This window comes from Zhongshania borealis, from assembly GCF_039539625.1.
Taxonomy (GTDB): domain Bacteria; phylum Pseudomonadota; class Gammaproteobacteria; order Pseudomonadales; family Spongiibacteraceae; genus Spongiibacter; species Spongiibacter borealis.
On sequence record NZ_BAABDM010000003.1, the window covers coordinates 33661 to 57895 of the forward strand.

22 protein-coding genes are annotated in these 24235 nt (G+C 45.9%); 15 read left to right on the plus strand and 7 right to left on the minus strand.

Going from position 1 to position 24235, the window contains the following annotated elements; genetic code table 11:
• The first annotated feature begins 1 nt into the window (after position 1).
• From ABD836_RS09560 to ABD836_RS09570, 3 genes are all read left to right on the plus strand, one after another.
• Positions 2–754 carry a 3'-5' exonuclease gene (locus tag ABD836_RS09560; RefSeq protein WP_344935093.1) on the plus strand — a complete coding sequence of 251 codons (753 nt, stop codon included), beginning with the start codon at positions 2–4 and terminating at the stop codon, positions 752–754.
• 327 nt (positions 755–1081) lie between these two features.
• Complete coding sequence (locus ABD836_RS09565) at positions 1082–2098, plus strand: nucleoid-associated protein (RefSeq protein ID WP_344935096.1); 1017 nt, start codon at positions 1082–1084, stop codon at positions 2096–2098.
• Positions 2099–2193: 95 nt separating this feature from the next.
• Positions 2194–3432 carry an alpha/beta fold hydrolase gene (locus tag ABD836_RS09570; protein WP_344935098.1) on the plus strand — a complete coding sequence of 413 codons (1239 nt, stop codon included), beginning with the start codon at positions 2194–2196 and terminating at the stop codon, positions 3430–3432.
• Here the strand turns inward: ABD836_RS09570 and ABD836_RS09575 are convergent.
• Positions 3426–4343 carry an alpha/beta fold hydrolase gene (locus tag ABD836_RS09575; protein ID WP_344935102.1) on the minus strand — a complete coding sequence of 306 codons (918 nt, stop codon included), beginning with the start codon at positions 4341–4343 and terminating at the stop codon, positions 3426–3428. The two genes, ABD836_RS09570 and ABD836_RS09575, sit on opposite strands and share 7 nt — an antisense overlap.
• Before the next feature lie 120 nt (positions 4344–4463).
• Complete coding sequence (locus ABD836_RS09580) at positions 4464–5447, minus strand: GlxA family transcriptional regulator (protein WP_344935104.1); 984 nt, start codon at positions 5445–5447, stop codon at positions 4464–4466.
• A gap of 126 nt (positions 5448–5573) precedes the next feature.
• On the opposite strand from ABD836_RS09580, the gene ABD836_RS09585 reads away from it, so the two are divergent.
• A complete protein-coding gene (locus ABD836_RS09585; protein WP_344935106.1) occupies positions 5574–5990 on the plus strand; it encodes an MAPEG family protein in 417 nt (138 codons plus the stop codon).
• 86 nt (positions 5991–6076) lie between these two features.
• Here ABD836_RS09585 and ABD836_RS09590 read toward each other — a convergent pair whose 3' ends face one another.
• Positions 6077–6682, minus strand: coding sequence for a TetR/AcrR family transcriptional regulator (locus tag ABD836_RS09590; RefSeq protein ID WP_344935108.1), 606 nt, complete (start codon positions 6680–6682; stop codon positions 6077–6079).
• Positions 6683–6875: 193 nt separating this feature from the next.
• Here ABD836_RS09590 and ABD836_RS09595 point away from each other — a divergent pair, with 193 nt between their 5' ends.
• The gene (locus ABD836_RS09595) at positions 6876–7196 is read left to right on the plus strand and encodes a 2Fe-2S iron-sulfur cluster-binding protein (protein WP_344935110.1); all 321 of its coding nucleotides are present in this window, start codon (positions 6876–6878) and stop codon (positions 7194–7196) included.
• Positions 7197–7262: 66 nt separating this feature from the next.
• Entirely contained in the window at positions 7263–8666 is a 1404-nt protein-coding gene (locus ABD836_RS09600) for a cytochrome P450 (RefSeq protein ID WP_344935112.1), read from the plus strand.
• 150 nt (positions 8667–8816) lie between these two features.
• Here the strand turns inward: ABD836_RS09600 and ABD836_RS09605 are convergent, their stop codons facing one another.
• Positions 8817–9317 carry a lactoylglutathione lyase family protein gene (locus ABD836_RS09605; RefSeq protein ID WP_344935114.1) on the minus strand — a complete coding sequence of 167 codons (501 nt, stop codon included), beginning with the start codon at positions 9315–9317 and terminating at the stop codon, positions 8817–8819.
• A 95-nt stretch (positions 9318–9412) separates the two neighbouring features.
• Between ABD836_RS09605 and ABD836_RS09610 the strand changes: the two genes are divergently transcribed.
• Positions 9413–10300, plus strand: a complete 888-nt coding sequence (locus tag ABD836_RS09610; RefSeq protein ID WP_344935116.1) for a LysR family transcriptional regulator — start codon at positions 9413–9415, stop codon at positions 10298–10300.
• 99 nt (positions 10301–10399) lie between these two features.
• On the opposite strand, the gene ABD836_RS09615 is transcribed toward ABD836_RS09610, so the two are convergent.
• The 3 genes from ABD836_RS09615 to ABD836_RS09625 form a co-directional block, all read right to left on the minus strand.
• Positions 10400–11995: a class I adenylate-forming enzyme family protein gene (locus ABD836_RS09615; RefSeq protein WP_344935118.1), complete on the minus strand. Its 1596-nt coding sequence runs from the start codon at positions 11993–11995 to the stop codon at positions 10400–10402.
• A 2-nt stretch (positions 11996–11997) separates the two neighbouring features.
• Positions 11998–13449: a coniferyl aldehyde dehydrogenase gene (locus ABD836_RS09620; RefSeq protein ID WP_344935120.1), complete on the minus strand. Its 1452-nt coding sequence runs from the start codon at positions 13447–13449 to the stop codon at positions 11998–12000.
• A gap of 61 nt (positions 13450–13510) precedes the next feature.
• Positions 13511–13984 (minus strand): styrene oxide isomerase, encoded by a 474-nt coding sequence (locus ABD836_RS09625; RefSeq protein WP_344935122.1) that lies wholly within the window; start codon positions 13982–13984, stop codon positions 13511–13513.
• A gap of 577 nt (positions 13985–14561) precedes the next feature.
• Between ABD836_RS09625 and ABD836_RS09630 the strand changes: the two genes are divergently transcribed.
• The 8 genes from ABD836_RS09630 (at position 14562) to ABD836_RS09665 (ending at position 24158) form a co-directional block, all read left to right on the plus strand.
• Entirely contained in the window at positions 14562–17345 is a 2784-nt protein-coding gene (locus ABD836_RS09630; protein ID WP_344935124.1) for a winged helix-turn-helix domain-containing protein, read from the plus strand.
• A 258-nt stretch (positions 17346–17603) separates the two neighbouring features.
• Positions 17604–18509: a metal-dependent hydrolase gene (locus ABD836_RS09635; protein ID WP_344935126.1), complete on the plus strand. Its 906-nt coding sequence runs from the start codon at positions 17604–17606 to the stop codon at positions 18507–18509.
• 49 nt (positions 18510–18558) lie between these two features.
• Complete coding sequence (locus tag ABD836_RS09640; protein WP_344935128.1) at positions 18559–18888, plus strand: 2Fe-2S iron-sulfur cluster-binding family protein; 330 nt, start codon at positions 18559–18561, stop codon at positions 18886–18888.
• Between the two features lie 204 nt (positions 18889–19092).
• Positions 19093–19983, plus strand: a complete 891-nt coding sequence (locus tag ABD836_RS09645) for a fatty acid desaturase family protein (protein ID WP_344935130.1) — start codon at positions 19093–19095, stop codon at positions 19981–19983.
• A 212-nt stretch (positions 19984–20195) separates the two neighbouring features.
• A complete protein-coding gene (gene tatB / locus ABD836_RS09650; RefSeq protein ID WP_344935132.1) occupies positions 20196–20570 on the plus strand; it encodes a Sec-independent protein translocase protein TatB in 375 nt (124 codons plus the stop codon).
• Positions 20567–21307 (plus strand): twin-arginine translocase subunit TatC, encoded by a 741-nt coding sequence (gene tatC / locus ABD836_RS09655; protein ID WP_344935134.1) that lies wholly within the window; start codon positions 20567–20569, stop codon positions 21305–21307. The genes tatB and tatC overlap by 4 nt, the downstream gene beginning before the upstream one ends.
• A 49-nt stretch (positions 21308–21356) precedes the next feature.
• Positions 21357–22460, plus strand: a complete 1104-nt coding sequence (locus tag ABD836_RS09660) for an NAD(P)-dependent alcohol dehydrogenase (protein ID WP_344935136.1) — start codon at positions 21357–21359, stop codon at positions 22458–22460.
• A gap of 666 nt (positions 22461–23126) precedes the next feature.
• Positions 23127–24158 (plus strand): AraC family transcriptional regulator, encoded by a 1032-nt coding sequence (locus ABD836_RS09665; RefSeq protein WP_344935138.1) that lies wholly within the window; start codon positions 23127–23129, stop codon positions 24156–24158.
• The last annotated feature ends 77 nt before the right edge of the window (positions 24159–24235 follow it).

Below are 24235 nucleotides of genomic sequence, written 5' to 3' on the forward strand. Positions count from 1 at the left end.
CATGTTTTATCTTGCTAAAAATCAGCTTGCCGACCCGCATATAGCTAGGTCAGTGGGAAAACATGGCAACTGGTCAAAACGCTTCGCCACGCTGGCTGAGGCAAGTAAATACCCAGCGTTAACCACGTTTTACCAGAAGGGCGTTGTCGCGGCGTCAACGCCCATCGCGGATGTCGAAATGGTGGCGCTGGATTTTGAAACCACGGGATTGGATCCCAGTCGCGACAGCATTGTCAGTATCGGTCTCGTACCCATGAGCCTCAGCCGAATACGCTGTGGTGGGGCGAAACATTGGATTATAAGGCCAGAAACACGTCTACATTCAACGTCTGTGGTCGTTCATGGGATTACCCATTCTGCGGTGGCCGATGCCCCAGATTTTCACACGGTCATCGATAACTTACTGGCGGCGTTGCAGGGCAAAGTCGTAGTTGTACACCACAGTCTTATTGAACGTTGTTTTTTGGACGCGGCGCTTAGACGTGCAGTACAAGAGGGAATTGAATTCCCTGTTATCGATACCATGGCCCTAGAGGCTCGATTCAGTCGTACAGTGTGGCAAAGCCTGCGGGCTGCGCTGCTCGGCAGGCAACTGAATTCTATTCGCTTAACGGATAGCCGCACTCGTTATCATCTACCCTACTACCGACAGCACAACGCGCTTACTGACGCGCTGGCCTGCGCTGAACTACTGCAGGCGCAATGTGCTACTCATCTAACACCCGCGACACCAGTGAGTGCGGTGTGGAGCTGATCGCACAGACGCTATGTGCGGAAGATTTAGTGGTTTCTAGTGGCGACAGGGCGGATCGGCGTCGACTGAATCGACGTGGTGAATACATGAGTACCGCAGCCAATACTTGTTATACTGGCAAATACGCTGGCAAAATTTCAATTTGGGGTGGTTTCGGCCATTTGAGCCTAATCCGCTGGCCTGGTTCGAGTGCATCACGACGTCATAGCCGGACGGTAGAATAATAATTTTTAGTCACAGTGTAGACGATAATATCTGATGGAAACCCTACAGGTGCTAGATACGTGAAGCGTGAGCACTGTTATTTTACGATGAGTGGAGTAAATAATGATCGATGTAAGTTCCGCGCGACTGAGCAATGTTGCTGTGCATAGAGTAGGCAATAAAGCGCGCGAAGAAGGCATGCGTCTCGCAGAGAAAGAGTCGAGTGTGAGTGAGTCCTTGGGTGAACTGCTAGCGAAGCACTACCTTGCTCCGCTCGCAAAGCAGAAGGAAATATACGATTTTTTTCATGAGTCAGATTTGTCGTTGAATGCGGTATCGAGTATTGCGGAAAAGATATTCGACGAATCGAATGACTTTGTGACGAGCACCCAGTCCATTGCGAAACATTTATATGCTACGTCTACACATCAGAATATCTCTGCGGGTGATCTGGTATTTTTGCTATTTTCAGACATTAAAGTAGACGAGATTGAGTCGAATTGCCTTGCTATTTTGAAAATTGAAAAAAAAGATAATTTCTTGGAAATAACGGAATCGCCAGATTCCTTTGATGTGATTGAGCGAAGCGGAATTTCTCTTAATAAGATACAAAAGGGCGCCTTGATCCTACCCAATGCCAAGGGCGTATTTGTTGTTGATAACCTCGGCCAAAAAACCAAATATTGGAAAGATGCCTTCTTGAAGGTTTCGCCAAGAGCGACATCGAAGTCTTATGCTAAAATATGCGGCTCAATTTTAAAGGGCATAAGCTCTAAAATTGAGGATTCGCAAGACGTTGCCGATTTGAATGAAAAGATCACTGAGAAAATTAATTCTTCAGAGATTACCTCTATTGCAGAAATAAAGGATATTTCCTCGCGGTACATTGATTCCGACGCCTTGTCTGAGGTGATATCTGGTGTGGTGAGTAGCACCGGCGTTGATATTGAAGATAATTATGAAATCAAATCACAAGATTTTGCCAAACAAGCAAAGCCCATTACCAGCCGGGTGCGCGTGCGCGCTGGCGTTGGTTTAGTGATTAGTGATTCAAAATATTCAGTGTCGGGAGTTTCGATTACTGATAATCAAGATGGCTTTCAGGCTGTGGTTAATATTAAAGCACGCAAGGAAGTGTAATTTAGTATTAAGGCTAAAGCCGACTAAGCGCTTGCTAGGAATTCTGGCTAGTGCCTTGTTCATAAAAATTATGATTGCGATAGGTAACAATAATAATGCGATTAATTGCTATAGGTTTACTTGGTTTTTTACTGGCCGCTTGCGGTGGTAGTTCAAGTTCGAATTCAAGTTCAGGTGGCGGGGCTGCTGCGGGTGGACTGGCGTCGTGGCCGGCGTCGCAGCAGGGCGAAGATCCACCGCCAGCGCCAGAACAGTTTGAGCCCATCATTAGCAATGGCGACACGCTCGCCAGTATGTTGCCCGCTAATATTGTCAATCGGCTGTTTGACCCCGTCGCTTTCGGTTACACCGTAAATGATATTAGTGATCCCATCATTGTTGAGCATATGGTGCGCGCTAGCTTTGCTCAGCTACAAGACGGCTCTCGTTTACAGCATGCCTATCACTGGTATGGTCATCCTTACGAAAACTCAGAAGTTGCCTTAATACCAGTGGAATTTTCAAATCGCTACGGTACCAAGTTATACGGCGAGATCGTATTGCCTTATGCGGCAAAAGGCAGTCCTAGGGAGGGACCTTTCCCGGTAATCATTGCTCTGCAAGGGCTAAATACCAACGTGGCTATGTATCGATGGTGGCATCGCTTATTCGCAGATAATGGCTATATGGTGTTTGCCTTTGATTTTAGCGGTCAAGGCCATTCTGACGATGAGGGCGAGGGTGATCCCGGCAATAATCTGCATGACGCGCAAGATGCCATGCGCTATTTATTTGAGCAATCTTCGATCGCCAGTGTGCTCAATACGGAGCAAGTTGGCGTAATTGGTCACAGTATGGGGGCAGGCGCGGTGCTGCGTGTGCAGGAACAGGAAGCAAGCAATGCTACAGAGCCGAATCCTGTGCGTATTCGGGCGGCGGTTGCCGCGGCGACGGTGGGGGAGTCGGTGAGTGCGAGTCCAATTCCGATCATGATTCAAACCGGCGATCACGATGGTCCTATTGCCCCGATTCCCTTCGCTAACCCCGCAATAGTGCGACCGCTGTACGATAGCTTTGAAGGTGATAGGGCGTTTATTGTGGCGGAGGCCTCTACTCATGGCCAGCATACTAACTACCCGTTACTTCCAACCGCGACATGGGGGCGGGAGATCGCAGCTAATTATTCCCTGGCGTGGATGAATTATTACCTGCGTGATGATGCCGCCGCGTTGGCAGTGCTTGAGGGTGGTCACCCGCATCTGTCATTTCTACACGATAGTGCAACTCGCATAAACGGTGTTGAAAAGGCCTATCGCGGCAACGGCCTTGCGCCAGATCCCGCTGAATTTCAGTGAGCTGCTTGGCTTGTAGCGCTGGTTGTAGCGGCGCTTGCTAGCGCCGCAATCTTATTGACAAAGTGGGGGAACAAATCCCGCGGTAGATCGTGGCCCATGCCGGGTATGAGTTCGAGGCGTGCATTTGGAATCTTTTTAGCGGTATCAATTCCCGCTTGCACTGGCACCAAAACGTCGTCTTGCCCGTGAATAACAAGTGTCGGTACGCGGACGGTTCTTAATTTGGCTGAGCGGTCGCCGCTGGCGATAATAGCGGCCATTTGCCTACTTAAGCCTTGGGGGTAATGGCTGCGCCGGTAGGCGCTTAGTAAGCGTTCACTTAGTGCCGCATCGTCAAGGGTATAGGCGGGGCTGCTAATCATCCGCCAGGTCCGTTTTGCATTCGCTAAGTAAGCTTCCTCACCAACACCGGGTTTGCGGGTAAGCTGCTTCAGTACCTTGATACTTGCCTGCGGGAGTGAGGGGGCGCCGCTAGACGACATAATTGATGTTAGGCTCATACTGCGCTCCGGATACGAGGCGGCGACTAACTGCGCAATCATACCTCCCATAGAAGCGCCAACAATATGAGCAGATTCAATCTGCAAATAGTCCAATAGGCTGACCGTGTCCTCGGCCATGTCTTGCAGCAGGTAGGGCACTTTCATCTTCAGGCCAAGACGGCTGCGCAACATTAATTTGACTGGATGTGGTGCCTGTGAATCAGCGAATTTTTGTGATAGTCCGGCGTCACGATTATCTAGGCGGATGACCCGAAACCCTTTTTCCGCTAATGCTGAGCAAAACTCGTCCGGCCAAGCGTGCATTTGCATTCCTAGGCCCATAATCAATACCATGGCCGGGTCACTCGGCTTTCCGAACTCCTCGTAGGTCATGAGTAGTCTGCTGGTCTTTGCGGTTTTTTCGGCCATGTTCATTCCGTCATTAAATATTACGAATATTTTCTAAAGCGAGTCATATTGGCGATGTTTGGAGCTTGCGTTCTCGCAAGTACATATCGACTAAACCATACCATTAGGGTGGCCGTATTCCTATTTCCATTTTCGCCGATACTGCGACGGGCTCAATGCTGTCTCCCTTGCAAATATTCTGCGGAAATAACTCGGATCTTGGTAACCGACGTCACTGGCAATTTGTTCAACACTGTCGTTGTCGGTCACTAGCCGCGTTTTAGCCGCGTCGATGCGTAGCATTTGCATATACGCTATCACTGTCATGCCGGTGTGTTGTTTAAAACGTCGTTTAAATGTGCGCTCAGGGAGGGCGCTTTGCTGAACAACTTGCTCTACTGGCAAAGAGGCTGCCAAATTAGCTTGAAGCCAAGACTGCGCTTTTGCGACTTCCTTGTCTGCTGTCGTGAGCTGTAAATTGCAGTGCGAGTAAGCGCCCTGGTTTGAGTCATGATTGTCGATCAAGAACAGACGCCGAGTCTCTTCGGCCACACGTTCGTTTGCCGTACTTTTTATGAGGTGCAGGATTAGGTCTTGCCAGCTTGCATTGGCGCCGGCAGTCGTTAGGCGTGCATCACTATTCACAACCAGCACGGCGTTGTTTTTAAATAGCACATTGGCAAAGCGCTGTTGAAATAGCTCGCCAAATGCCCAATGTGTTGTCGCTGGTAATCCCTTTAGTAAGCCGGTTTCGGCCAATACAAAGGCGCCAGTACACGCGGAGCACAGCATGGCACCGTCGCTGTGTTGCTTGCTAAGCCAATTGCTTGCCAGTGATACGCTGGCGGGTAACTCGCCGTCTGGCGTGATGAAAATAGACGGTACATAAACAACATCTGCCGGGCCGGCTTGGTCGAGGGTTTTTTGGGGGTGAATCGTTAAGCCGCCAGCAAAACACAGTGGCTCCCGTGTACTTGAAATTAGCTCTACGTCGAACAAAGTTTGTGGCTCGGTGCCCATCAACAGCGGCCAGAGTGTACCCGCAGTTGAAAGCAGATCTAGGGGGCCGGTCAATGTGGAAAGCATGGTCTCGGGCAACAATAAAATTTGTACACGAATTGGCATATTAGAACCGTTATTTGTTTTCTGGCATCTTATCTGAGTTTTGAAGTCAGCGTAAGCTGATGCTGATTTTATCGAATCTTAGTGGCACACTGCGCCATACATTTACACAGAACCGGAGAGAATAAGATGACTACATCCCTAATGGCGATGGCTGGCTATATTGGCTGGGTATTACTATTGTATTTTGTTGTGATTGCCTACCGTGGTTTTATGGTAATGAGCGCGCAACGTAAGGCCGACGCTTGGACCCGCGGACGTGAGCTACAAGACAGTCAGTCAGTAAAGCGTATCGGTGATGCGCTGAGCAATAGTTTAGAAACGGTGCCCTTGTTCATTGGTGTTATTCTGCTGGCTCACGTTAGCGATCAGTCAGCGATCACTGACGGGCTCGCTCCAATCTATGTTGGCGCGCGGGTGGTACAGTCGGTGTCACATATTATTTCAATTCATCATTTGATGATTTTCTTGGTGCGTTTTCCTGCGTTCCTGGTGCAGGTGGGCTTATTAGCGTGGTGGTCACTTGCACTAACTGGTTTAATTTAAACGCTGTAGGCGATACGCAAAGCGTTTGAGGTTGGCCCGTGACGGAGCAGTCTGTCGCGGGTTTTTATTATCAGGCTTGTGAGCTTTTACTTGTCAGGTTTTCTTGTATTGTCATCAAGAAAATAACTACTGAACAAAGGCGTTAGGCCATCACCGTTGCCCCACAGCGCTTTTGCGCGACTGCCTAAGGCTACACGCGTTGCCTCGCCGATAACTAAATGCGCAATGGCAGCCCTGAATTCCTCAGGATTTTGCGTTTTTTGACTGCCAGCCATTACCGATGAGGCGTAAATGATGTCAATAAACTCCGCCATTTTTGAAGTGACTGGTCCCCCCTTATCCTCAGCCATCATGGCGTGAACAAGGACGCCAGCGACACCTTGCTCCTCTCTTTCGAGCTCTCGGAGTACCCCAAATATTTTTTGCATGGTGGTGGCGTAGTCACCGTCGGGGCTAGAGATAGTGCTAAGTAAGCGCTCACGTGTCATGCGTAATATATCATCTGTCACCGCCGCAATAAGCGCTTGTTTAGATGAGAAGTGGTGAAGCAACGATGGGCGTTTAATGCCGCAGCGCGCAGCGATAGCTTCGAGTGGCGCGGCGATACCCTGCTCTGCAAACTCAATGCGTGCGGCTTGTAAAATTTGGGCGCGTGTTTCAGGGGTGTCATTTTGTCGTTTAGGGCGTGCCATCTCAATCTCTTCGGCGGGTATGCCTATGCTAAGGAGTCGGTGCTATAAGCCCGCAGCTTAGCAGTATTCATGGATGTTGACAATTAACCTACTTGTGAGTAGATTAATTTGGGTGCGAGCGTGCGGTGCCTTTGATCTGTGTGAGTCATAGCTGCGAGCAACAATAACTAACATCGATAATTGCGAGGACGCTATGGGTAATATTACTTTTGTCGAGCATGACGGCACCCAACACACTGTTGTTTTTGAAGAGGGTAAATCCTTAATGCAAACCGCCATCGACAATCTCGTGCCTGGTATAGATGCAGATTGCGGTGGTTCCTGTGCCTGCGGCACCTGCCATGTATTTGTTGATCCAGATTGGATTGCGAGTACTGGTACCGCTGGTGACGAAGAGTTGCTAATGCTGGATATGACGCCTGAAAAAATGGCTACGTCTCGCTTGTCCTGCCAAGTGCAAACTTCGGTGGAGATGGATGGCATGATCGTACACCTGCCAGAATTTCAAATGTAGCCCCATCAATTCGCTTGTTAATACCACGCTACCGTCAATTACAATAATACGCATATTGGAAACCTTATGAGCATTACGTCGACAGTCATTAAAAAAGGCACTACAGCGCTAGAAAAGACCGCATCGATTGTGCCGATTCATGTGCAAATCAAAGGTGCGCATTTATTTCAGAAGGCGAAGAAGAAAGTATTGAATCGCAAAGACTTTCCTGCGTTTGTAGAGTCTGATATTCCCGATGTGGCAACACTCGAGCTCAAAGATATCGACGTTAGTAATCCCTTTCTATTCAAGCAAAATAAATGGGAATCCTACTTTAAGCGTCTGCGGGATGAGCGTCCGGTGCATTACCAGAAGCGTAGTCCGTTTGGTCCATTCTGGTCGGTGACTCGCTATGAAGACATTATGTTTGTCGATAAACATCACGAACTGTTTTCTGCTGAGCCGATCATTATGCTTGGCGATCGTCCGGAGGGCCTGCATGCGGACACCTTTATTGCTATGGATCCGCCAAAGCACGACGTGCAGCGCCGAGCGGTACAGGGTGTTGTAGCGCCGCAAAATCTTAAAGAAATGGAAGGTCTAATTCGTAGCCGTGCTGAAGACGTTTTAGATAATCTGCCCCTTGGTGAACCCTTTGATTGGGTTGAGCGTGTGTCGGTGGAGTTAACTGCACGGATGCTTGCGACCTTGTTTGATTTTCCTTATGAACAGCGAAATAAGCTGGCAGAGTGGTCAGATATTATTGGCGGTAATGTTGAGCTAACCGGCGGTGATGTGGTGACGGACACGGGTTTTACTGCGGCAGCTGAGGCGGGTAAGGCCTTTTCATCGCTATGGCACGAAAAGGCGGCGAAGAAGGCAGCTGGTGAGCCTATGGGTTTCGACCTTATTAGTATGTTGCTTGCTAATGAAGAAACCAAGGACATGATTAACCGCCCGATGGAGTTTCTTGGCAATTTGTCGCTACTCATCGTTGGCGGCAATGACACCACACGCAACTCTATGACCGGTGGCGTGTTTGCCTTAAATAAATTTCCCGAGGAATTCATCAAACTTAAGAATAATCCGGGTTTGATTCCCAATATGGTTTCGGAAATTATTCGCTGGCAAACGCCCTTGGCGTATATGCGTCGGGTAGCCAAGGAAGATGTTGAGTTGAACGGCCAAACCATTAGAAAGGGCGACAAAGTCGTTATGTGGTATGTGTCTGGTAACAGAGATGAGCGCGTCATCGATCAGCCTGATCAGTTCCTTATTGATCGCAAAAATGCGCGTAACCACCTTTCGTTCGGGTTTGGTGTGCACCGCTGTATGGGTAACCGCTTAGCGGAAATGCAGCTCCGTATACTATGGGACGAGTTAATAAAACGCTTTGATGATATTCAAGTGCTTGAAGAGCCAGAGTATGTGCAATCCAATTTTGTAAAAGGCTACACCAAAATGATGGTTAAGCTAACGGGTAAAGCGTAGCGATCTTTTTGGCATAATTTGCATGGGTAGCCATGAGATGATGTCCTTGCTTGCGTCTACATGTGAACCTCTAAATAGCGGCGATAAAGAGTTGGCGCTTAATGCCCAGTCTCCAGTCGCCGCCGATTCCGTTAAGGGTTACGTTGCGGTTTAGTAAGCGCCTGCGCTGTAGACCAGTTCGTAGCTGTGGCTATAAATTTCTAAAATATTGCCAAACGGATCTTCCATGTAAATCATACGATAGGGCTTTTCACCGGGGTAGTAATAGCGGGGTTCTGCCATGCGCTTCTTCCCCCCGGCAGCGACGATGCGCTCTGCTAGTTCCTCAACATTTGGATCTTGAACACAGAAATGGAACACGCCTGTTTTCCAGTATTCAAAATTATCTTCTGGGTTGACCTGTCCTTTAAACTCAAATATCTCTACGCCAATTCTGTCGCCGGTAGATAGGTGCGCGATACGAAATTTGTCCCAGTTGCTACCGAATACGTCAGTGCACATTGCCCCAATTGGACTGTCGTCTTCGACGACTTCGGTAGGTGCCATGATTAAATACCAGCCCATTACGTCGGTGTAGAATTTGACCGCTGCATCGAGGTCAGGAACTGATATACCGATGTGTGAGAAATTTCTTGGATACGTGCTGCTCATAGAATGACACTCCATAATTGATGTTGTCAGCAGCGTACAAAAAGTGCATCATTATTTGAAATTATCATTTCTAATAGTGTCGAGTATTTATTGTAATGATTAACCCTGTTTACTTACGCAGCTTTTGTGCGCTTATTGATATCGGTCACTTCACTCGCACCGCAGACCACCTCCATATGACGCAGTCTGGCGTGAGTCAGCATATTCGAAAACTTGAAGAACACTTAGGTGAGCCGCTTCTTGTTCGGCAGGGCAAGGGGTTCACCGTAACGGCGTGCGGTGATCGTCTGTATCGAGAGGGCCGCCGACTTTTGGCCGAATGGGATGACCTTGAGGCGAAAGTGGGTATAGATCCAGCATACGAGGGCGTAGTGAAACTTGCGTCACCGGGCAGTGTCGGTCTTAAGCTCTACCCCTATTTACTGCAATTGCAGAAGCGTTACCCGACGTTAGTCATCGATTATCGCTTTGCTCCCAACAGTGAAATCGAAAAGCTCATTGCTGTGCATAAAATCGACTTCGGATTAATGACGTGCATGGCTAGCAATGCGGACGTTAGTCTTGAGGCTATGGCGGAAGAGGAGCTATTACTGATTTTACCTGCGAAGCATGCCAAACCTAGCTGGGATGAACTGATGTCTTTAGGGTTTATCGACCACCCTGATGGGGCGCATCACGCAGGTCAATTACTAGGTGCCAATTTCCCGGAGTTTCAGAGTAGCCAACAGCTAAATCGAACAGGGTTTTCAAATCAAATTAATTTAATTCTCGAACCGGTGAGTCTGGGCTTAGGGTTTACCGTATTACCGACTTACGCCGTTGCCGCATTTCGGGCGAGTAGTAAGATCAAAATATGTCCTTTAAAGCACAAAGTTGCGGAGACGCTATTCATAGGTAGGCACCGAAATAAGTTTATGCCTAATCGCGTTGCAACGGTAATGGCGGCAGTGAGTGATTGTTTAGATGACTCTGAATCTGATTAACCTAGGCGTTTCAGTATTCTAAAAATGCCACAGCGTGTGTGGCATTTGCTATAACTCAACCACCATTGTATTGCGGTGTATCATAATCGCTGGAGGGATTCAGCTAACCGTGGATACGTTCCTAGTTGCGGCTGCTTTAGTAGTGGATTCTGGTTGCGCATATATTTCACGCAATTTCCGTTTGAGTATTTTCCCACCGGCATTGCGCGGAATGCAGTCGATAAAGACTATGCATTTAGGAATCTTAAATCCGGATAAGTATATACGCGCAAAGTTGCTAATATCTGAAGCGTCAACTTCCGTGTTAACGACCAAAATCGCAACGACTATTTCGCCCCATCTTTCGTGAGGAGCACCGATTACGGCTGCATCGGCGACTGCGGGATGTTGCATCAAAACTGATTCAACTTCCAACGAAGCAATATTTTCCCCACCCGAGACAATGATGTCTTTTAGGCGATCGACAACAAAAAGATAGCCTCTTTCATCTACGCGGCCGATATCACCGGTTAGCAAGTAGCCATCTTGGATAGATTCTTCAGTCGCTTCCGGATTATTCCAATATTCTTTCATGACAAGATCAGACCGAACACGAATTTCACCAACTTTGCCATTGCCTACTGAATCGCCCTCGCCGTTACAGAGTTTCACTGTGGTGCCCAAAATTGGCCGTCCGGCTGAGCCAAGTAGCGGTGAGTCTACAGAATTAACAATTTCTTGATGGTCTCTGGCACCGAGCACGGAAATGACGCTATGCGTTTCTGTCATGCCATATATCTGCACAAAATCGCAATTGAAATGCTGATGGCCCGCACGCAGTACAGACTCGCTAATTGGCGACGCGCCGTAAAAAATACTTTTTAGGCTTTTATAACTATTATTGGTATCTGCATCCAGGTTCGTACAGGCTTGTATCATTGCCGGTACTAAGGCTGCGTGCTGTAATTTTTCAGTACTTATCAGTTTTTGTGTTGCTGCAGGGCTAAAGTCACTTCGTAGTATCAAGGTGGCGCCTCGGCTAAGGCACATCAAGGATACGAAAATGCCGCCAACATGAAACAGTGGTAGTGCCTGGTACATGCGTTCACCGGGCAGTATTGCTACATCCAAGGAGAGAGTGACATTCACTAGTTGCGATACGCAATTTCCCTCTGTTAGAACGACACCTTTAGGGAAGCCGCTGGTGCCAGAGGTATAGACTTGTAAGTAATCACGATCCGCCGCGAGTTGGATGTCACTTCGTGCCGCGGATTGTTGTTCTAGCCATGTAGAGAAACATAAGCCCAAATTTAACGGTGTAATTGCTTGGTCTTTAAGTGTGAGCTTGGTTGCGACGTCGATGTCCGCTAATAATTCCGCGGTTTCGATATCCATGACCACGCATTGTGATTGTGCGTCTTTTATTATCCAGCTAAGCTCAGACCGCGTTAATCGCCGATTGATCGGTACCACTACCGGCCCACCCAGTAATGCCGCTGTTAGAAGTACCAGTACTTCATAGCGATTTTTGCAAATTAGTGAAATGCGATCATTTGAGTTTAAACCTAGGGATTTAAAGCCATTCACCGCCTGCCAGGCATTTTTGCGAAGGGTCGCAAACGTATAACTACTGTTATCGTCTGCCACCGCGATCGCGTTGGACTGTGCATTGCAATGATAATCTATTGCAGAAAACGGGTGGATTCCGACAGTCATACTTAGCCCCCCATCAAGGAAATTAGACGCCGACCTAGTTTTCCATAGGGTGGGTAAAGTAGCTTTACGCCAGTAAAGCGGCCGATGCCGCGCTGTCTGAAGACCGGTTTCATGTGCGAGAAGGTAATAAACCCTTCTTTGCCGTGGTATGAACCGAATCCGCTTGCTCCGACGCCGCCAAAAGGCTGTGAGGGTTGTAGATACTGCATCATTACGTCATTGATAGTCACGCCACCGGCGTGGGTGGAGGCTAGTACTTGCTCTTGCAGGCGGCGAGAGTCAGAGAATAGATACAAAGCGAGCGGCCGCTCTCTTTCATTGACAAAGTCTATCGCTGCGTCCACCGAATCTACTTCTATGATCGGGAATATTGGTCCGAAGATTTCTTCTTTCATCACCCGGCTTTCTAAATTTGGGTTCAATATTAGTGTAAGCGGAAATTTCCTATTCTGGATATGTGCGGCAGTCGGTTCTTCCATTCGTATAATAGTCGCGCCATCGGCTTCTGCTTCATTGACTAAACTGTTTAGGCGGTCGTAATTAGCTTTGTTGATAATAGACGTGTAGTCGTTTGAGGATATGCCTTCAGGGAAATGATCTTGGAAGTGCCGAGATAGCCATATTTTAAAATCTTCAGTTTTGCCCTTTGGAATAAGCGCATAGTCTGGCGCTACACAGGTTTGCGCGGCATTGTAGGTCTTGCCCCAAAGTACTCGTTTTGCGACTTCGTCAATAGGGTACTGGTCGTGGATAATAACCGGACTTTTACCGCCGAGCTCCAAGGTTACTGGGGTGAGGTTTTTCGCCGCCGCTGCCATCACAAAACGTCCGACACGGGTGGAGCCAGTGAACATAAGGTGATCAAAAGGCAGGGCAGAGAATGCCGACGCCGCGTCAGCTTCGCCACCGATAATAGAAACGTGATCATTATCAAAAACGCTGGCAACGATTTCTTTTAGTAATTTTTCTGAGGCAGGTGTGCACTCCGACATTTTAACTATGCACCGATTCCCGGCTGCTATAGCTGAGGCCAGACCTGAAACGGCAATATTAATAGGGTAATTCCACGGGACAATAATACCCACCACACCGCGGGGCTGTGGGCCGATGGTGTTTTCGCCAGGCAAAAACCAGATGCCGGTGCCGCGAGTCCGAGGGCGCATCCAGCTACCTAAATGACGAATGGCGTAATCTATATTTCCAACACTATTACTAATTTCAGACAGTCGCGTCTCTTCAGTGCAGCGGTTGCCAAAGTCTTTGCGTAGCGCGCTTATGATCGCGTCACTATTCTCTGTGAGCGCATCTTTAAGTGCTTTTAACTGGCGCCGACGTTCATTTACAGTAGGGAACTTATTTTTCTGAAACGCGACCTTTTGCTGTTCAAAAGTCGATATAAACTCATATTTTTGCTCAATATTTCTAACGGCGTCGTTCATATTAACAATGCTCATAGATATCAGATGCTTACATGGCTATGTGAGAGAAGTGTGGTTTGCGATGGCCTTAAAACGATCAGTCAGATGGTTCTGCGTTCAGCATGGAAATAACGGCATAGAACAATGTGATCGCGCCGATTAAGGCGGGTAAAAATGCTAATGCACCAGCTAGACTAGCTTCACCCATTGCATTTGCTTCCATTGTTAGACCATGATTGGGGGCAAACATGCCGAACACATAAAACATGCAGTTTCCCCAAACCGCGATGATCGTACCGCTAAATACCCTAAATGCTTGGGTTTCGTTAAGGTAAACTGCTCTCATTGCACAGCCTAACGTGACCGCCATAATGCCGTTCATCATCATGCCAATATGTACGCCGCGCCATCCTTTGATCGTGCCAGGCACATCAAACTCGATAAGAATTGGGATTGGGCTGAGTGAGGCTCCACCAATCATAGAAAAGATTAGTATAAATCCGGCTGTTAGGGAGAATAGAATGCCGGCAAGGCCATGACGTATTAGTTTACTAGAATAATGATGTAGCATTGTTATTGTTCCATTTTTAAGCAGTAGGCGAATATAAAGCAGGTTAATACCGTTAGTGCTCTCCAAAATAATGTGGCGTTTCTATTAACGACCTACATCCTATAGATAATCTATGATTATCAACCCAATCGAAATGTTGGTATTGAAAGATATTTTTCCAGTCAATCGATGAAAATTGTCAGTATTTAGTTCAAGTTGGCATTTGTTCGGTATAAAAATGTGGAGATATACCTGAGCGCTAACATTGAACCAATATGGTGCAAGCATGAAAGCTGTCGGGCTTAACGGCTTAATTCTCTTCGAAACATCTGATATGAGCCAATTCTGCGAACGCGGTCACGGGAGTTACGATAGAGTAGGTGATACGCGAGAACACAATACTAGGCGTTTGACTACGTTGAAAAAGTTTAGGAGTATGCGGTTATTGCTTGGGCGAGCGGAAAGGGTGTTGGAGGTATATACTACCTTATTATCCCATAATATTGGCTTGCGCTAGTTATTAAGGCCTCGCGCGCAGTCGTATATACGACCATTTTTAGCCGTGTAGCGCCAAATTTAATAAGAAGGACAATTGTTAGTGGATGCCGTTGGATTACCATTTAGTCAATTTCAGATTTTAGAAACAAAGCTTCGGCCACCGAGTATTCGCGCTAAGGCGATTGTCCGTGAACAATTATCAAAGCGTTTAGTTTGCGACACGACCAGTACAGGCCTATTTACGATTGTCGCTTCTGCTGGCTCCGGGAAAAGCACGTTAATGACGGAGTTATACCGTAGTGCACAAGGCAATGGTAAGCATTGTTGCTGGCTTAGCTTAGACGACGATGATAATGAGTCTGCAATTTTTTCAAAGTATTTAATTGCCAGTATCGCTAGTTTAGACACTGAGAGCGCTGAGCGTGACTTGGTGTTTCTTAAGTCCAATCCATCGCAAGACTACCGTTCACTATTTAACTCGATTTTGGCGCGGATAATCGCCATTAAAAGTGAATTCGTCTTGTTTGTAGATGATTTTCAATTCATTAGTAACCCATTAATATTGCGATTTTGGAATAAGTTAATTGCTCACGCACCACCTACAATGTGCATCGTTATAGCTGGCCGGAATCGCCTGCCACTGGACCTAAGTCGACGCCAAATATCTGGCATGATCACTGAGGTCAAGCAGAATGAGCTAAATTTGACTGCTAGTGAAATTGTAATATATCTGAAGGCCGCGCATAACATAGAGTGCTCACTTCAGTCCGCTGAAACACTTCACACTTCAACGGAAGGCTGGTTCGCAGGTATACAGCTCGCTGCTTTGGCGATAACGAACTCTAATGAATCGGTAGCAGAGTTCGTGGAGGGGTTTACGGGGAAAGACAAGTCGCTGACGGAATATCTGTTAAAGACTGTTTTGCGTGGTTTGCCATCCGATGTGCGTGAGTTCTTGTTATTGTCATCACCGCTTATCCGTTTCTCTGCTAGTTTGTGTGATCATATTAGTAAGTTAGCTAACGGTCATACGATGCTAGAGTATCTCGATAAGAATAACTTATTTATCGTTTGCGAAGATCGGGAGGCTGAGTGGTTTAGGTATCATCATTTGTTTGCTGATTTTCTTCGTTCCGAGTTAAAAAAGGTAAATCCGGCGAAATATAATGAAGTATGTGTTAATGCCGCAAAGTGGTGTGAAAATGAAAATATGCTCACAGAGTCTATTCAGTATTATTTAACGGCAAAGAATTACGAGAAGGCTGCAGATCTTATTACTACCAGAGCGCCAGATTTAGCTTTTCTACGAGGTGATCATTCAACTGTACTTGATTGGATGCGGCGACTGCCAGTCGAATATCACGCGAATCGACCAACACTTTTACTTAATCATGCATGGTCTAGTGCCTTCAGTAGAAATCCAGAGCTAGCTATCGAGCTTTGTGGGAAAGTGTATGCAGGTTTAGCGGACTCTAGTTTATATTTATGGTCGTTGACCGAAGACGATAAGATTGATTGCTATTGGCGTGCCAAAGCAACAGAAGCTATTGCAAATGGTTGCGCTGACGAGCTGCTGGCTAGCGCTGAGATATGTAAGAGTGCATTGGCAGATATTCCGCTAACAGAGTCTTTCAGCATTTCTTCTATACGTAATTGTCTTGCATATGCGCTTCTGGGGCGCCGCGAATATGTGCAAAGTGTCCTTCACGCCGCGGAGGGTTACAAGTACAGTATAAAATCAGGCTCTAATTATTTGTCACTTTGGGCTGTTTTTATTGCTGGCCTTGCTAATGTAGAGATGGGTAAGCTACGTGCTGCGTCAGGCAATGCAACTAAGGCTTCGTACAAGGCAGGTCCATTAGGTGAGAATAATCTTTACTTGTGTGCAATGGCAGATTTTATACACACTGAAATTAACGTTCAGAAATGTAATTTCAATTTAGTTAGGCGAAATTCCCACTCGGGCCGGTCCTTTATTTCCTTGTATGGCCCTGTCGAAGCATTGTTTGTGGCTATAAGGAATGAGGCTCGTCAATTGGTGTGGGCTGGAAAGCTAGACCTCGCTCGCGAAGTATTGCACCAGGGACAGGAGTCGGCGTTAAGCACAAACCAGCCACGCCTGCATTTAGGTCTTATTGCTGAGGAAATAGAGCTGCAAGTCTGGGACGATCAGTTGGAGGCAGCAAAAGAAACGGTCATTCGTACCAACTACTTTCAAACGGGAGATGAGGAAATTCCGTCGGAATTACTTCCTGCAATTGATGAAACCAGGCAATTGATAAGGGCGCGGTTATTGTTAGCGGAAAACAAGGCGGACGAGGCTTTTAAGATTGTAGCGAAACTGATCAATCTTACACAGATTAAGCACAGCGACAGTGTTCGCCAGCTGTATACCTTGAAAACCCTTAAGGCCTTGGCCTTATGGCAACTTGGTCAGAAAAAAGAGAGTGTTCGGGAGCTGGATAAGCTCGTTAGTGCCGCGTGCCACGAAGATCATGCTTATCCTATTGTTGTGTCAGGGAAGCAAGTCTTGCCAATACTTGAGGCGATCCAATCAAAGCGCGCTAGTGGAGTGCAAGTTGATGATTTACGGGTAAAAAATGATTTTGTAGATCGCTTGATATTGCTGTTGAATGGGGATTCCATTGATGCTCTAAGTGAGAGTAAGGCTGCATCTCATGACGAAGTTTGCGGTGACTTAACGAGTAGAGAGATTGATATCTTGAAGTTGATCGGCGCGGGCATGGCAAATAATGAAATTGCAAAGGAGTTGGTGCTTTCCATTGCCACTGTAAAATGGCATCTTCATAATATTTATCAAAAAATTGAGGTTCGGAGCCGTACAGCTGCAGCGGCCTATGCCCGAAAAGTGAATTTAATATAGCTGATTCCAGTGTTATCTCGATATTTCACGTGGTTCCTTCACTTAGACCTATCACCATCGTGCAAAATTGCGGACCTTTTCTTTCTTATTATTATTATTAACGTATTGATAATAAACAGGTTTTAAGGGTTTTCTGCTTTTTATCCAATCCTTGGGTATGGTTGGTTTTTAACCGATTAACTAAACCCAACCTATCGGCCTGCTCTTCCTGCTAGTTCTTATGCGATCCTAAACCCATAAGAATTATGGAGGGGCGCAATGAATACATTTCCATCTGATCATCCAATGGATGAAATTCCTGTGAGACCTCTGCAGTTTGATTTGAGCAAGGTCACGTTCAATGATCCCTTGTGGAGTCGCACTAAGCCGGAATTCTCAATGTTTATTAATGCTCTTGGTGTGCACGTTCCTTACTTTGAGCGATACCTCGTTAAGGCGCTTTCGAGCGCAAAAAAGCTGATTAAGGATGAGGCTTTGTTGCGAGATGTATCTGCGATTATAGGTCAGGAGGGGCACCACGCCAAAAATTTCATCGCGGTTAATCGGTGGTTGAGTAAGCGCTACCCCGAAGTAGAGCGTCTGGACCTGCAGGCCCGTAACTACTTTACTGATCATGCAAAAAAAGACGATATGAAACGTTTGCTTGCGTTCACTGCCGGATATGAAACTTTCACATTTCTTGGCGGAATGATCGTTCTCGATAATCACGAGAAGTGGTTCAAAGAAGCAGATGGCGTTATGAAGGCTTTGTGGCTATGGCATCAAGTTGAAGAAGTTGAACACGGTGCAGTTGCATTTGAAGTGTATAAACACCTGTACGGCGAACATGAATGGTACCGAAAGTGGATGGTGCTATTTGCGTTGATGCACATCGCCAGTGAAACAATTCAATGCTACTGGGCTATGGCGAAAGTAGAGGGTTGGCTTCGGAACCCATTCTCAGCCGTAAAGAAGATGAGCTTCTGTATTATCACATTAGCCCGTTTCTTGAAATCGGCACTGCCAGTGTTTAAAAGAAATTATCATCCGCGGACCCATAGGATGGTAACCACTGCACAAAACCCAATACAAATTGCATGGCGACGTTATGAAAAAAATGGTGGCGATATCTTGGAAATCGACCATCAGCGTATGGCAGAAATTATGGGAGTTGCGAGCTACTAACTAGCTCGGCAATAGAACGGAAAATTATGACAGTTAGGAATATTACAACGTGAGTGAAAGTACAGAGCAAGTTCAAATTACATTTATTGAAAGTAGCGGGGTCGAAAAGACCGTTTCAGCAAACATTGGGGTAAGTGTTATGTCTGTCGCCGCAGCAAATATGGTTGAAGGTATTGATGCTGATTGCGGCGGAGGTTGCGCGTGCGGGACTTGCCGGATATACGCGGAAACTAACATTCCTGACCTATTTGAAGCGCCGGATGATATGGAGTCTGCCATGCTCGAATTTGCAGCGGACGGCGATATTCCCCAACGGCTGGGGTGTCAAATAACAATCAATTCACGATTTGACGGTTTGCGGATAAAAGTCGTTGAGTAATATCGTGGGTCTGTAAAATTTTAACATTATTTAGAATTATATTATTAATTAATAAAGATCATGTTACTGATAGAAAGCGATGTGGCTAATCTGACTACCATTGCGGCATTTTATTGCTATTGGCGATTAGGAATATGACTAGATGCTTAGCTTATATAGCTCCATTCCTAATAATTATAATTGTAATTTGTAAAGGACTAAAATATGCAAGATGATTTGATTGAGCTAAATAAGCAGGCTACAGGTGCTGCATTAGGGCATATGGGGAAGGTTGCATGGCCGACGTTGGCGCTTACTCTTATTGTATGTAGCCTTTTTGTTCCTTGCTTAGTACTTTTTGCAAAAGGATATATGTCTGTATGGTTAGCGACGCTCATTACGGGTGTGCTTACCTATATGTCATATACTACGCTGCATGAAGCGGTGCACGGCAATATCAGTGGAAGTAAACCAAGTTTACGTTGGCTTAATGCGCTTTGTGGCTATGCTGTTGCACCAATAATTGGAATTGCTTATGCATCACATAAGTATGAACATTTCACCCATCATCGCTATACCAATGTTGAAGATAAAGATCCAGATTTCGGTATAAGTCAGATGAAAAGAGGTCCTATCACGTCTGTGATTACGATATTTCGGTTTTTCTTTTCGCAGAATCTATTCTTTGTTAAGAATAACTGGAAGTCGGCGAAGTTGAAGGATCGTATTTTATACTGTACTGAAGTGTGCGTGTCCTTAGGTTGGCGTGGGCTTGCTATTGTGTTTATTGATCGACCTGGGATTTCGGTGGTCATTATTCTTGGCTACTTTATTGGCGCCTGGTGTGTGGGATATTGGTTTGCTTATCGGCCACACTTTCCGTATGACAATACTGAGCGGTATCAGAATACTAGCAGCCTCATTATGCCGTTCTGGATGCGTCCTTTTGAATGGTTTTGGTTTGGTCAAAATATTCATTCAATTCACCATCTGTTTCCCCGCGTACCATTCTATCGTTACCATGCGCTTCATCGCGAAATTGAACCCATACTGCGGGCGCACGGAACACCTATTCTAGGAATATTTAGTAGGAAGCCTATCGAAGAGGCAGTCTAACTATTAATTCCGTTAATCAGTAATAGAATTTTCGGAATGATAGTGAGCTTGTGCCGGCTGAAATTAAAAACTTCATCACTGATGAATAGTAGGCCATTTTTTTAGCTCTGTAGCGATATGCTAGCTCATTATAATCGCCGAGTTAAGAACTGAGAAAGCTTTGCCTAACAAGAAAATTTTACCCTTTACTGAACGATGAGGTGCAGCTGCCCATGTTTGACGTGAGTTTCCTTGAGATAGTGATTATAGCGATTGTTGGCTTGCTCGTTCTCGGGCCAGAGCGCCTTCCGGGAGCAGTTAGGACAGGAACTCTTTATGTTGGCCGTATTAAGCGATCTATAAAGAGGCTGCGAGATGAAATTGAGATTGAAATAGGTGCTAAGGAAATACGCGCTTCGCTGGTGGATGATTCAGCATTGAAGATAGAAAAGGATCTCGCAGATTTAAAGAAGAACTACTATCGAGTTACTGATTATGCGTCCGATAGCAGCTCACTTGTTAAAGAGTCTGCTCTAGAGGAAAGTCGTGATGACGGGGATTCCGACCTTCTTCAACATGCGCGAAAAGATGGCGTGCCAGAATTATGAGTTTAGTTACTGCGATTGATCAAGGTTCTCAGCTGACGGTTCGCGTTACTGAGCTTCGTGATCGGCTTCTACGCTTTCTTGGCGCTATGCTTCTATCAATACTAGTCTTGCTGCCTTTTTCACAAGAAATATATAGCCTTGTTGCGGAACCACTTTTGCAATATTTACCTGTTGGCGGGAGTATGATAGCAACCGACGTCACATCCACATTTATGGCGCCATTAAAACTCGTACTTTGTGCTGCTTTTACGATATCAATGCCAGTGTTCCTTTTTCAGGTTTGGGGGTTTATTGCGCCTGGATTGTATCAAAAGAAAAGAGGTCTTGGTTTCGCATTGCTGAGCTGCAGTGTCCTCCTATTCTACTGTGGAATTGCGTTCGCATTTTATATCGTGTTTCCCCTCGTATTTAGTTTTTTTAGCGGGGCTACACCCGAAGGCGTTTCTTACACTCCGGATATCTCCCTATACCTAAATACGGCACTTAAGTTATTCCTTGCTTTTGGTCTCGCCTTCGAAATTCCGATAGCTACAGTGCTGCTTATTGCCAGCGGGATATCAAGCAGAAAGGCATTAAGTGAAAAGCGGCCATACATAATAATTTCTTGTTTTGCGATCGGTATGATTCTGACTCCGCCCGATGTCGTATCACAGGCATTGCTCGCAATTCCCATGTTACTTCTGTTTGAGCTTGGTTTGGCGTTAAGTGTTTTTGTTACAAAAAATAGTATGGTTTAGCAATAGAACTAATTAAAAATAGTTTACGAATTGAATCGGGAAATGAGATATGAAGGTTACAGCAGCGGTAAGTCGCACAGCCGGAGCGGATTTTACAGTAGAGAGCTTAGAACTGGAAGATCCAAGAATAGATGAAGTACTAGTTCGGATTGTGGGTGTTGGTGTGTGTCACACTGATATTGCAGCCCGGGACCAAGCGTTGCCTACTGAGATGCCTGTTGTGCTCGGTCATGAAGGGGCCGGAGTTGTTGAGAAAGTAGGTTCCGCAGTAAAGTCAGTAAAACCAGGTGATCACGTGGTATTGTCTTACACTTTTTGTGGGGAGTGCGCACCGTGCGGGCACGATCACAAAAATTATTGTCAGCAGTTTGCGCCTCTAAATTTGATCGGGACCCGGTCTGATGGTAGTAAAGCTCTGTCCGACAGCACTGGTCCAATAAGCAGCCACTTTTTTGGGCAGTCCTCTTTTGGAGACTACGCTCTATGTAACCAAAACAACGTTATCAAGGTGCGTAACGATGCACCACTAGAGCTGCTCGGCCCATTGGGCTGCGGAATCCAAACGGGAGCGGGCAGCTTTATGCGATCAATGGCATGCGAGGCCGACTCTGTAGTAGCAGTTACTGGCGGAGGGGCGGTTGGGCTTGCCGCGGTATTGGGTGCGGTTGTGAAAGGTTGCGCGGTAATTATCGTTGTGGAACCGCATGAAAACCGACGCCAATTAGCATTGGAGTTAGGTGCGACCCATGTTATTGACCCCATGGCTGAGAATATGACCGATGCAATTCGCGGAATCGCGCCAAATGGCCTGAACTATGCGCTGGAAACCACCGGCAAGAATGTTGTATTTGGTGGGCTTGTAGCGGCGATGGCGGCAGCAGGAACTATTGGTGTTGTCGGAGTTCCCAGTTCAGAAGATGAAGCGATGTTAAAGCTAGATGTACTTAATCTTTTGCTCTGTGGTATTCAAGTAAAGGGTATTTGTGAAGGTGATGCGGATCCCTCGGAGTTCATTCCAGTGATGGTCGATCTGTATATGGAGGGAAAGTTTCCTTTTGATAAGCTGTGTGATTTCTATGCGTTTAATGATATAAATCAAGCTGTTTCGGATCAACACAGCGGCAAATGTGTAAAAGCTATTTTGAAGCTTTAGAATGTAAGGGTGTTTGGCTTAATACCGGTGTTACTAAGACGTTCTGTTCTGAAACTTGGTATTTTTAATCTTGGTATGGTGGGTTTGGTCCATTGATTGGCCTTGGGTGCTCATAGCCTTTGTGAGCGGATGTCTATTTGGCTTTCGCGATAATGCGTCGTTACGCGATTTCCGCATTGTAAAGCTGGCCGTTTTGTAGATTTCCTCGGCGACCATACATAATAGGAAGAAGCTGTGTGGTTCGCGCCGGATTCGATAATTTATTTTTGTGTCGTCATAGGGGGCATTAATTAGCCCATTGCGACATCGTTTGGTTTCTAAATTCGCCATGTATACTGTCTATCAGAGATGGTCGTAAGAATGCAGGGATTGTTAGATTGGTGTACTTTGCGCTGAAATTCCCTAGTCGTCCTGTTCGAGAGCTTATAAATAAAGATGGATTTCCGTTCCTACGGTTTGCTTAGTTCATGGATCACGCTTAGCAAGGCAATATAAATCGAAAGTCCAGTTTTTGATAGCCGCTAGCGAAGACACTGACATACAAGTATACTCAAATGAATATATCTAACACAGGTGACTCGCCTGCTATTAACGGCGGAGTATTTGTCAAAGATAAAATTGATTTGGGTATAGCCTCGTAATCCGGGAAAATAATTATTGGTTTAAATGATGACTGGACGTATTAGAAGCAGTTGCCTAAATGGCTTTGAGGATCTTGTCGACGAACTCGGCGGTGATGCCAGTTCACTTATAAGCAACTCTGGGATTGACTACAGGCGATTAACCGACGAAGATTATTTTTTTCCATTTTGCGATTTTGCTAGTTTACTTTCTACTAGCGCGGCTATGTTGGACTGCAGTGATTTCGGTTTGCGATTGTCGGCTAGACAAGATCAGGATATCCTTGGGCCAGTGGCGTTTCTTGCTTTGGCTTCGGCTGATGTGCGTGAGATTATAAATAGCGTTGGTCATTTCCTTTATCATTACACACCGGTAATTTCTCTCTCATTAGATGAGGGGGAGCGTAGTTACGCTTGTCTTGAATTTGTGGGTTTACAAAAAAAAGATCATGAACAGATAGTCGAGCACACAATTGGATGTACTTATCACATTATTTCCTTGTTGACGGGAAGTCTTCTTAAACCTCTTAAAGTAAATTTTCGGCACGCGAAGATTTCAACAGAAGAACAATACAATGAAATTTTCAATTGTCCGGTTTCTTTTAATCAACCACGCGATTCAATTGAGCTAGACACTAAATGCTTGGAATTGATAGTCAGCTCTAAAAATTCAGGCCTACACAAGTTGGTCTCGAATTACTTGTCGATAGTGGAAATAGAAATTGACGCCAATTCTAACCCTGTTGTACTTGCTAGTCATAAGGCGCGGCACATAATTAAAAAATTGTTACCGACGGGAAGAGTAACGCGGGATTTAATTTCAGAAAAAATGAACATTCATGGTCGATCTCTACATCGTAAGCTTCAAGCTGAAGGGTATACATTTGAATCTTTAATTGATGAGGTTAGACGAGATGAAGCAAAAAAACTGTTGAAAAATCCTGATATTCCAATGTCACAGGTAACCGGCGCTCTCGGGTATAGTGAGCAGAGCTCATTTAATCGGTCATTTAAGAGATGGTATGGGATGTGTCCGAGTGAGTATATTACTAGCGAAGAAGTAAAAAATACTCATTAAGCTCTAGCTTGATATAATGAACAAATAATTTCCTGCCTACTACCTGTTTTCAAGTGTATTGTGGATTATTCTTCGTT